General features: G+C 67.4%; 9 protein-coding genes. 6 read left to right on the top strand and 3 right to left on the bottom strand.

The features are described from left to right. Positions 1 to 265: 265 nt before the first annotated feature. The 6 genes from IRZ30_RS12445 to IRZ30_RS12420 all read left to right on the top strand — a co-directional run bounded on the left by IRZ30_RS12445 (position 266) and on the right by IRZ30_RS12420 (position 7895). The gene (locus tag IRZ30_RS12445) at positions 266 to 1663 is read left to right on the top strand and encodes a sigma 54-interacting transcriptional regulator (protein ID WP_294085570.1); all 1398 of its coding nucleotides are present in this window, start codon (positions 266 to 268) and stop codon (positions 1661 to 1663) included. Between the two features lie 6 nt (positions 1664 to 1669). Continuing rightward, positions 1670 to 3808 (top strand): VWA domain-containing protein, encoded by a 2139-nt coding sequence (locus IRZ30_RS12440; RefSeq protein ID WP_294085568.1) that lies wholly within the window; start codon positions 1670 to 1672, stop codon positions 3806 to 3808. Between the two features lie 45 nt (positions 3809 to 3853). Next, the gene (locus IRZ30_RS12435) at positions 3854 to 4108 is read left to right on the top strand and encodes a hypothetical protein (protein ID WP_294085567.1); all 255 of its coding nucleotides are present in this window, start codon (positions 3854 to 3856) and stop codon (positions 4106 to 4108) included. 32 nt (positions 4109 to 4140) lie between these two features. Further along, entirely contained in the window at positions 4141 to 4875 is a 735-nt protein-coding gene (locus tag IRZ30_RS12430) for a hypothetical protein (RefSeq protein WP_294085565.1), read from the top strand. A gap of 228 nt (positions 4876 to 5103) precedes the next feature. Beyond that, a complete protein-coding gene (locus IRZ30_RS12425) occupies positions 5104 to 6624 on the top strand; it encodes an amidase (RefSeq protein ID WP_294085563.1) in 1521 nt (506 codons plus the stop codon). Between the two features lie 461 nt (positions 6625 to 7085). Beyond that, positions 7086 to 7895, top strand: a complete 810-nt coding sequence (locus IRZ30_RS12420) for a hypothetical protein (protein WP_294085562.1) — start codon at positions 7086 to 7088, stop codon at positions 7893 to 7895. Here the strand turns inward: IRZ30_RS12420 and IRZ30_RS12415 are convergent. The 3 genes from IRZ30_RS12415 to IRZ30_RS12405 form a co-directional block, all read right to left on the bottom strand. After that, positions 7855 to 9027, bottom strand: coding sequence for a glycosyltransferase (locus IRZ30_RS12415; RefSeq protein WP_294085560.1), 1173 nt, complete (start codon positions 9025 to 9027; stop codon positions 7855 to 7857). The genes IRZ30_RS12420 and IRZ30_RS12415 overlap by 41 nt on opposite strands. A gap of 154 nt (positions 9028 to 9181) precedes the next feature. Next, on the bottom strand, positions 9182 to 9964 hold the full coding sequence (locus IRZ30_RS12410) for a biotin/lipoate A/B protein ligase family protein (RefSeq protein ID WP_294085557.1): 783 nt from the start codon (positions 9962 to 9964) through the stop codon (positions 9182 to 9184). Then, positions 9961 to 10758 carry a GntR family transcriptional regulator gene (locus IRZ30_RS12405; RefSeq protein ID WP_294085555.1) on the bottom strand — a complete coding sequence of 266 codons (798 nt, stop codon included), beginning with the start codon at positions 10756 to 10758 and terminating at the stop codon, positions 9961 to 9963. The genes IRZ30_RS12410 and IRZ30_RS12405 overlap by 4 nt, the downstream gene beginning before the upstream one ends. Positions 10759 to 10921 lie beyond the last annotated feature (163 nt).

The following is a 10921-nucleotide window of genomic DNA, read 5'->3' as shown; positions in this document are numbered from 1 at the left end:
ACTTTCCCCCTCACCCCCGACCCCTCTCGGACGGAGCCCACCAGGGGAGAGGGGAGAAAGACGAAACACGGAACACGCAACACGCATCACGGATGACGCATGACGCATGACGTCTGACGCTTCTCCCCGCCTTTGACATCGTTGTCACCGGTAGTACCATTGAGTCGCCGCGACACGGCGACGTCGACATCTTTGGAGCGGCCCTTGCGAGAGTCAGGGGCGTTCCGAGCCACCCCTCAGTACCCTACGAAGGAGCATGAACGCTATGACTAAGCCGCGGACCCTCGGCGAACTTCGGGAGAGCGGCTATCAGGTGCTCTCTGTCCGGGAGGAGATGCGTAAGAATCTGATCCAGAAGCTCCGCACCGGAGAGCCAATCTTCCCCGGCGTGATCGGCTACGATCAAACGGTGATCCCGCAGGTGGAAAACGCCATCCTCTCCGGGCAGGACATCATCTTCCTCGGCGAGCGCGGGCAGGCCAAGACCCGGATGGCCCGGAGCCTCGTCAACCTCCTCGACGAGGAGGTCCCGGCGGTCGCCGGGAGCGAGATCCACGACAACCCTTTTGCGCCGATCAGCCGCTACGCCCGCGATCTGATCGCCGAGAAGGGTGACGAGACCCCGATCGTCTGGATCCGCCGGGAGGAACGCTACGCGGAAAAGCTGGCGACGCCGGATACCACCATCGCCGACCTGATCGGCGAGGTGGACCCGATCAAGGTGGCCGAGGGGCGCTATCTCTCCGATGAGTTGACCATCCACTACGGGCTCATCCCGCGGACGAACCGGGGCATCTTCGCCATCAACGAGCTGCCCGATCTGGCCGAGCGCATCCAGGTCGGCTTGCTGAACATCCTGGAGGAGCGGGATGTCCAGATCCGCGGCTACCGGATTCGCTTGCCGCTCGATGTCTACATCGTGGCAAGCGCCAACCCGGAGGACTACACCAACCGCGGGCGCATCATCACCCCGCTCAAGGACCGCTACGGCTCGCAGATCCGGACGCACTATCCGGAGACGATCGATCTTGAGATCGAGATCATGGAGCAGGAGCGGCGACAGTTCGACACCGACGGCGTCGAGGTGATGGTGCCCGACTTCATGCGCGAGGTGGTGGCCGAGATCACGCACCTGGCCCGGCGCAGCCACGACGTGAGCCAGCGCTCCGGCGTCAGCGTGCGCATGTCGATCTCCAACTATGAGAACGTCATCAGCAACGCCGTCAAGCGCGCGATTCGCCTGGGTGAGAAGCAGGCGGTGCCGCGCATCAGCGACCTGCACGCCGCGATCGCCTCAACGACCGGGAAGATCGAGCTGGAAGCGCTCGGCGAGGTCAATGAGGACCGCATCGTCGACAAGCTGATGCAGGGGGCGGTGCTGACCACGTTCAACCGCTACTTCTCCGTACGCGACTTCGACGACCTGGTACTCGCCTTCGAGAACGGCCTGACCGTGGAGACATCAGACATGATGCCGGCGATGAACTACGTGCATCAGGTCTCCCACATCGACGGGTTCCGCGAGGCGGCGGCCCGGCTCGGCGCCGCGGGCAATCCCACCGCCATCGCGTCCGCCGTCGAGTTCGTGCTCGAAGGGCTGCATCTCAACCGCCGGCTGAACAAGGACACGGGTGGACGCACAGGTGTGCGCTACCGGGGATAGATCATCATGAATGCTTACAGTTACGCACACCGCTACTTCCGCTGGGACGGCACGCAGCGGATCGATCCGCTTGACGCCGACCAGATCATGGACGCCATCTCCGACGACGTGCTGGCGGACGGCGACCTGACGCGCGCCCTGCAGCGGCTCTTCCGCTGGGGCACCGACCAGCGCGATGGCCAGGGGATGCGCGGGATGCGCGACCTGCTGGAGCGCATCCGCCAGATGCGCGAGCGGGAGATGAACCGGTACGACCTCGGGTCGGTGCTGGAGGACATCAACCGCCGGCTGGACGACGTGATCGAAACCGAGCGCGCCGGGATCGAGCGGCGCCTGGAGCAGGGGCGCCAGCGGCTGGAGCAACAGTCCCAGGCCGGCTCGCGGTCGCAGCAGGGTCAAGCCGGGGAATCCGGTGCGACCGGGGAGCAGGGCCAGGCCGGTGAGTCGGGTGAGTCCGGCGAGTCCGGTGAGGACGACGAGGGCTACGACGAGAACCTGCACCGGCTGCTGGAGCGCATGGCCGCCCGCAACCGCGAGGTGCTCGATTCGCTGCCGCCCGATCCCGCCGGGCGGATCAAGGCCCTGCAGGACTACGAGTTCATGGATCCGAGCGCCCGGCAGAAGTTCCAGGAGTTGCTGGCGATGCTGCAGCAGCAGATGCTGCAGCAGACCTTCCAGGGGATGCAGCAGGCGCTCCAGGAGATGACCCCGGAGGACATCGCCGACATGCAGCAGATGCTCCACGAGCTGAACGAGATGCTCGAGGAGCGTGCGCGCGGCGGGGAGCCCGACTTCGAGCGCTTCATGCACAAGTACGGGCACTACTTCGGGCAGAACATCAACAGCCTGGACGAGCTGCTCGACCACCTGGCGCGGCAGATGGCCGCCATGCAGAGCCTGCTCGACTCGATGACGCCGGAGATGCGCGCCCAGTTGCAGGAGGCGCTGGACGCCGTCCTCAGCGACCCGGGCATCCAGCAGGAGCTGGCCCAGCTCGGGGAGAACCTCGCTCAGCTCATGCCGAACAACCCGTACCACCGCGAGTTCTCCCTCAGCGGCGACGAGGAGCTCACGCTGGGCGAAGCCATGCGGCTCATGGAGCGCCTGCGCGAGATGGAGGAGGTCGAGGACCAGTTGCGGGGCGTCCGCGACTGGCGCGACCTGGAACATGTGGACCACGACAAGATCCGGGAGCTGCTCGGCGACGACGTGGCGCAGGACCTGGATCAGCTCCGGCAGCTCACCAAGCTGTTGGAGGACGCCGGGTACATCCAGCGCACGCGCCGTGGCTTCGAGCTGACCGCACGTGGGGTGCGGAAGATCGGGCAGAAGGCGCTGCAGGACATCTTCCAGCACCTCAAGAAGGATCGCTTCGGTCAGCACCAGCTCGACCGCTCCGGGCGCGGCGGCGAGCGCACCGACGACACCAAGCCCTACGAGTTCGGCGACCCCTTCCTCCTGCACCTGCCCAAGACCGTCATGAATGCGGTCTACCGGGACGGCGCGGGCAGCCCGGTGCGCCTGCAGCCGGACGACTTCGAGGTGTTCCGCACCGAGCTGGTCACCCAGTCGTCGACCGTGCTGATGGTCGACATGAGCCGGTCGATGCTCTACAACGGCTGCTTCACGGCGGCCAAGAAGGTCGCGCTGGCGCTCGACAGCCTGATCCGTTCCCAGTTCCCGCGCGACAACCTCTACATCGTCGGGTTCTCCTACGTGGCGACCGAACTGAAGCCGTCGATGCTGCCCGGGATCAGTTGGGACGAGTACAACTACGGCACCAACATGCAGCACGGCTTCATGCTGGCGCGGCAACTGCTCGGCCGGCACAAGGGCGGCAACAAGCAGATCATCGTCATCACCGACGGCGAGCCGACGGCGCACTTCGACGGTACGCAGGTGCGCTTCTCCTACCCGCCGACGTACCAGACGCTGCAGGAGACGCTCAAGGAGGTGGCGCGCTGCACCCGCGAGCAGATCGTGATCAACACCTTCATGCTCGAGCGCAGCCCGTACATGGCGGGGTTCGTCAGTGAGATGGCGAAGATCAACCGAGGTCGTGCCTTCTTCGCGACACCAGACCACCTGGGAGAGTATATTTTGGTGGACTATGTGGCGAATAAGCGCACGCGCGTCCGTGCGTAACCATGGCCGAGCCGGGCGCGGAATGAGGAGCGAGGGCTGGAGAACGTGGAGAACCGCGAGGGGCTCTATCGGTACGAGGATATCCTGCGCGCCATCGGCCGCTACATCGACATGAACAACATCCAGGACGTCATCCTCTTGCAGTCCGAGGATGGTATCCTCCTCCGCGGATACCGCCCGGCGGCTGCGGGCCGGCACGGCCCGGCGCTCATCCAGTACCTCTTCACGCCGGCAGACCTCCAGGCGATTGATGAGGAGTCCCGCCGGCGGCGCGGTACCGGATCGCGGCTGCTCGGCTAGCACCCGGTGCCGGCCGTCCGACAAGGAGCGAAATGGAGTATCTCCCGAGCCGCACGGAGCGGCGGATCAAGCGTGTCCTGATTGCCCTGGCCGTCGTCGCACTCATCCTCCTCGTCTTCTTCTACCTACGCCCCGACATCCGGCTCAGCCTCGGTCATCGCCTCGGCATCGTGCCGGGTGCGGCGGCTGAGCAGATCGCCGGACCCGACGAGGCCCGGTTGATCGTCATCTCGACCCCCGTGCCGACCGAGTACACCGGCGATCGCTATCGCTACGAGGCTCGCTACGTGCTGCACAGCGGGAGCCCGCTCACGCTGACCGACCTCCGCGACGGCCGGACGATCCCGCTGCCGCTCGAAGGCACGACGGACCTGACGGCCATGCAGGTGCGGATCGCGGACGACCGCTCGCGCCTGCTCCTCCAGTCCGACGCCGGTGCGGCGATCGTCGACCTGACCAACAGCGAGGTTACCCCCGTGGAAGGGGATCCCCCGGGAACCTGGAGCGACGACGTCTACATCCGGGACGATCGCTGCTCCGGCGCCTCTCCGAACGACCAATGGACGTTGTGCCTGGCGTTCGGCCGGGGCAACTCCCGCTTCGTCTTGGGCGATTGGGAACTGCGTATCCGCCCCTACGGCACCGGTGGGGATTGGACCCGGCTCTACCGCGGGCGTGGCCTGCTCCCCATCGTCGGCTTTTCCTCCGACGAGCAGAGCGTCTACCTCTACAACGAGTACGGCATCTGGCGCCTGCCGATGGAGTAGTGTGGGCGGCGCGTGCCCCACGTACGCCGTCATCCTCGGTGATTGACCTGGCGCATTCCGAGCACTAGACTGCGGCAGGGACCGTTTGGAGTCGAACCTGTGGGCATTCCGCGGTGCTGACCGGCACCCGCGTCGGCGCCCGTGGCCGCCGCTCCGGTGCGGCTGACGGCACGCCGCGGTCATCGTCCCGCTCGCGCTGCCCCGCAGGTGACTGAGAGGAGGTCTCCTATGGCGGCTCCTTCCTTCCGCTTGCAGGAGGCGACGATCGACGACATCCACGCCGCCTTCCGCTCAGGCCAGCTCACCAGCCGCCAGCTCGTCGAGCTCTACCTTGCCCGGATCGACGCGCTGGACAAGCAGGGTCCCGCGATCAACGCCATCGTCACCGTCAATCCCAACGCCCTCGATGAGGCCGACGCCGCCGACCGCGCGTTTCGCGAGCGCGGCGAGTTCATCGGCCCGCTCCACGGCATCCCGGTGCTGGTGAAGGACCAGCTTGAAACGCGCGGGCTCACGACCACGTTCGGCTCCGCGGCGCTGAAGGACTATGTGCCCGAGTCCGACGCCACGATCGTCGCGCGACTCCGCGCCGCGGGGGCGGTGATCCTCGCCAAGACCAACCTGCCCGACTTCGCGACCTCCTGGTTTGGGTTCTCCTCGTCGGGCGGCGAGACGAAGAACCCGTACGTGCTCGAACGCGACCCGGGTGGCTCCAGTGCCGGTACCGGCGCCGGGGTGGCCGCGAACCTCGGGGCCGTCGGCATCGGCGAGGACACCGGCGGGTCGATCCGGGTGCCCGCATCGTTCGACAACCTCGTAGGGCTCCGCGTCACGACCGGCCTGATCAGCCGCACCGGCTGCTCGCCGCTGGTCGAGTTCCAGGACACCGCGGGCCCGATGGCGCGCACCGTCCGGGACGCGGCGATTCTGCTCGACACCCTCGTCGGCTATGATCCCTCGGATCCCTATACCGTCGCGGCTCTCCTGGAGCGCCGCCCGGCGGGTGGCTATGCGGCCGGCCTCACGCCGGATGCGCTGCGCGGCGTGCGGCTCGGCGTGCTGCGTGATGCGTTCGGCGCCGACGACGACCCGGACTCGGGACCGGTCAATCGGGTCATCGAGCAGGCCATCGCCGACCTGCGGCGGCTCGGGGCCGAGGTCGTCGACCCGGTGCGCCTCCCCACGCTGCAGGAGTACATCGCCGAGACCTCGCTCTACCTCCACCGCTCGAAGTACGACCTCAACCGCTTCCTGGCGGCTCGGCCCTCGGCGGCGATGCGCTCGGTGCAGGAGATCTACGCGGCGGGACAGTATCACCCGCGCCAGGATCTCTTCATCCAAATCGCGGAAGAGGCGCCGGAGGTGCCGGAGGACCGAGAGGACTACTTCCGTAAGCTGGCCCAGCGCGAGGTCTTCCGCCGTGAACTGCTGAAGCTGATGGCCGACCACCAGCTCGCCGCGCTCGTCTTCCCGGACGTGCAGGTGCTCCCGCCGCTCCGTGCCGACGTGCAGGCCGGTCGCTGGCCGGTGCTGAGCTTCCCAACCAATACCCTGATCGGCTCACAGACCGACCTGCCCGCGATCTCGGTCCCGGCCGGGTTCAGCCCCGACGGCGTGCCCGTTGGGATCGAGTTTCTGGGCAAGCCGTACGACGAGGCGAACCTCCTGCGGTACGCCTACGCCTTCGAGCAGGGAACCGGGCACCGCCGAGCGCCCGCGAGCGCGCCGCCGCTGCCTGGGGAGCCGTAGCGGGTAGCAACCTTTGCCCAACCGCACCTACGCCTCGGCCCACGGGCCGGGCGATTGCCCGGCCCGTGGGCCGAGGCTCCCCCATGGAACGCATGTACTGGCTTCGTTTTGACAACCTGCGCTCGGTGCGGTTATGATCATGGCCGGTACCCGCTCGCGGCCGAGGGGTCATGAGGCCGCCGGAGCTACCCCTTCCGGAAGGTCGACCCCGTCCAGCGCCGCGGCACGCAAGGGAACCAATCTCGTCTTGCTATCCCGGTAGCCGGGAATCAGCGCCCGTCCTACGCCCTGCCGGTTTCGCCGACGGCCCGGGACGACCATGTCGGACTGGCGTGGCGCGCTGCCTGCGTAACGAAGCAATCCGGCGTGCCAAGGGGTGCCTGCTGCCGGCAGGCGGGATGGTTGCTGCTTCGCCGGGGACACTGGGATTCCGTCCATATCAACAGAAGGGCAGGTGCTCGATGGTGCAAGCACGTGTCGGTGTCATCGGTTACGGTGTCGTCGGTGCGGCGACCGCAGGGCTCTTCGACAACCCAGCGATCTACGACCCTCCGAAGGGATACGAGGATCCGACAGTCCTCACCGACTGCGATGTGATCTTCATGGCTGTCCCGGTGCCGACCGTGCTCGGGAAGAACGACCTGACCATCGTGCACGAGGTGCTCGGGACGATCACGCCCATCCTGCGCCCGGACCAGATCATCGCCATGCGCTCGACGGTCCTGCCGGGCACCGTGCGCGCGCTCCAGGAGCAGTATCCGGGCGTCCGATTCGCATCGAACCCTGAGTTTCTGCGGGCTCACCGCGCCTTCGATGACGCACGCCATCCGTACCGCGTGGTGATCGGGGCGGATGAGCCGGGCATCGCCGAGCGGGTAGCCGATGTCTACCGGGCGGTGCTCGATCCCGACGTCGAGTTCGTCCTGACCGACACCCGCACGGCCGAGATGATCAAGTACGCCGCCAACACCTTCCTCGCGCTGAAGATCTCCTTCATGCACGAGGTGTGGGATGCCTGCCAGATCCTGGGCATCGACTACGACGTGGTCAAGCGTGGGCTGGAGCTCGACCCGCGCATCGGCGACGGCGAGGCCAACGAGGAGTTGACCGTGAAGCCGGACCGCCTCGGGTTCGACGACGAGTGCCTACCGAAGGATCTGGCGGCCTTCACCTCGTTCCTTCAGAACGAGCTCGGCCTGCCGGCCACGCTGTTTGACGCGACGGCGACGGTCAACGCCGGGATGCTGTCTCGGCGGCTCGTGGCTGGCTGATACCATCCTGGGCGACGGGCGCCGGCACGGGCTGCCAGGCGCCCGGCACCGCAATCGGGTCGCGGTCGAGCAGCGACCGGTAGAAGGCGAGCGTCTCGGCCGCGATCTTGTCCCACCCGACTTCCTGGCGCAGCCGGCGCTCCAGGGCGTTCCCGTCGGCCGGAGTTGTCTCCAGGGTCCGCAGGGCGCACTGGAGCGTTTCCGCACTCAGCGGCTGCTCGTAGGTCATAACCCAGGGCAAACCGAAGCGCTGCCGCAACTCCGCCATCGACCCGCGCTCGGGCACGAGGATCGGTCGACGGAACGAGAGTGCCAGCAGGGCCGAGCCGGAATTCAGGATCTCCGTGTACGGCAAGACAACCAGATCGGCGGCATTCAGGAAGACCTGAATCCGCTCGTCCGGGATCAGCGTCAGGTGCGTCTGCACGCGCGGGTCCAGCGCCGCGGCGGCTCGGACCTCGGCGGCGAGCTCGGGGTCGTTGGGCAGCCCGGCGACGACCAGGCGCAGGTTGGGGTCCGCCAGGTGGCGAAAGCACTCGATCAGATGCGTCACGTTCTTGTACCGGCGGACTTGCCCCACGAAGAGCATCACCCGGTGTTCCGGCTCCAGACCAAGCCTGGCGCGCGCCGCCGCGCGCCCGATCCGGTTGGGATAGACGTCGATGTAGTGCCCGTGGGGGATCACGACGAGCGGCAAATGCCGCAGGCGCGGGAAGCGCTTGCGGGCGGCTTCCGCACTGCTGGCGCTCAGGGCGATGGCGCCGTCGATCTGGTCGACGACCCACTCGCGCAGCCACTGCTCGACGCTGGGGTACAACCGCTCATGCGACGCCAGGTTGTGGATCGTCCAGACGAGCCGGATGCCCTTGCGCTTGGCGAGCTGTATCAGCGCGGCCAGGGTGGCGACCTTGGTCAGCATCTCCGCTCGCCGGGTGATACGCAGGAACTTTTCGGGCCAGTGCATGTGCCAGACGTCCCAGTGCTCCAGGACCAGCCGCCGTGGCGTGAATTCTTCGACCTCGACGTGTGGGTCGTACGCGGTGAGGTTGGTCGACAGCAGCCAGTTGTAGGGGTTGTACGGCCGGTTACGGTACGCAGGCCAGCCGAGCACTCGCAGCGGGGCGTCGAGCACGCTTGACCTCCTTACGTACGGTTTGTTGTGTCACTTACCCGATGCACTCGCCGGGGTCTCGTGACGCACATGGGTCACGCGGCGCGACCGCGGAAGGGGGAGAGGGTCGCGATTTCCACCGTATCACATCTTCGGCGAAGTGGCTCGTCGGACGCTACGGAAGGGTGTAGGTCCACTCCCGGGTGCCGTACTTGGTGCGGATCAGCTCACCGGCCTCCGCCATCTCCTCCTCGGACACCTCGTCCTCCTCCAAACCGCCGCAGCGCTGGGCGAAGGTCTCGATCATCCGCTCGACGATCACGTCGCGCGGCAGGTTGGTCTGCTGGCGCAGGGGACCGACGCGCCGGGCGGCGCTGGTGATGCCCTTATCGCTCAGCTTTTCCTTGCCGATGCGCAGAACCTCGAGCATGCGGTCGGAGTTGAGGTCGTAGGAGAGCGTGGCGTGGTGGAGCACCGCGCCGAAGCGGCGGGCCTGGGCAGCGCCGCCGATCTTGCCTCCACTGGACGTAATATCGTTGATCGGCTCGTACCAGGCGTCGATCCCGAGCGAGCGGAGCGCCTCGATCACCCACTCATCCAGGAAGGCGTACGACTCGACGAACGACATGCCGGACACCAGTTCCAGCGGGGCGTAGATGGAGTAGGTGATGATGTTCTCGGGCTCGACGAACATCGCGCCGCCGCCGGTGAGGCGGCGCGTGATCTGGACGCCGTAGCGGCGGGCCGCTTCCTCATCGACCTCGTTGCGCACCGACTGGAAGCGGCCGATCACGACCTCCGGCTCGATCCGTCCCCAAAAGCGGAGCGTCGGCTGGCGCTCCCCGGCGCCGACGCGGCGGAGGAGTACCTCGTCGAGCGCGTGGTTGACGACCGAGGCCACCGGCATCGGCCGGATCAAGTGCCAGCGGTAGGCGGACCAGCGGGAATGGACGCTCATGCCAGTGCCCTTCGGACGGCGCGCGCCACCGCCTCCGGGCTGAACCCGATCATGGCGACGTCGGGCGCGAGGGCGGCGCGGACACGCGCGGCGATAGCCTCCTCATCGAGGTCGGCGGGCATCCCCTCGATCGCGGCGGTGATGGCGGTCAGCGCCTCGGCCGGTTCGAGGAAGAAGTCGCCGCTGACCTGGGCGTCGACGACGCGGCCGTCACGCACCTCGCAGTCGACGACCACCAGCTTTCCTCCGGGGGTTTTGTACTCTCCATGCACGGCAGGGCTCCCGGTGGTGGCGCAACAGACGAACCCGGAGCACCGAAGAGGACGGCGCCCCACATCCGAGTTATGCCAGACCTGCCCCGCAGGCGCAACGCCGCTACGTTCCGCAGCGCTCTCGCGATTGCCGATTTCGTAGCGTGTGCCGCACAGCTCCTCGAGCCGCCGGAGCAGCTCGGCGTCGATCCGGGCCGCTGCCATCCGCGCCGCCGGTGGTTCGAGGGGCAGGCGCACGTCGAAAAGCTCGTTGACATGCTTGAGCGTGATCGGCGCGATCACGTGCCGGTTGCGCGACAGCCCGTGGATCAGGCGCTCCTGGTAGAGCCGCTTCAGGGCCGTCCTGACTGCCGCGCGCCCGACCCCGACCCGGGTGCCGAGCTGCTCCTCGGTCACCTGCTGTCCTGGTTCGAGCTCGCAGGGGATGATGCTGCGCTTGATCGCGTGACACGCGTGCTCAGCCAGCACACCACTCTCGCGAGACGCCGAGCGGCGTCCTGGGCCATTCACCAGTTGATCCATCGTCCCTCCCTGTCTCCAGGGTGCATAAATCATGGAGTTTGGCGAATTGCCGAGATCCACCGGAGCCAACCCCGTCGCCCGGTCGCCGTCATCCTGAGCGGAGCCGGGGCCGGCGGCCCGCCGGCCCCCGCGGCCCCCAGGGTGAGGGGGGGGGGGGGGCGGG

The sequence above is a fragment of the Sphaerobacter sp. genome (assembly GCF_019683595.1).
GTDB lineage: Bacteria > Chloroflexota > Chloroflexia > Thermomicrobiales > Thermomicrobiaceae > Sphaerobacter.
Note: the sequence above shows the minus strand (reverse complement) of the source record. Positions and strands in the feature narration are given on the sequence as shown.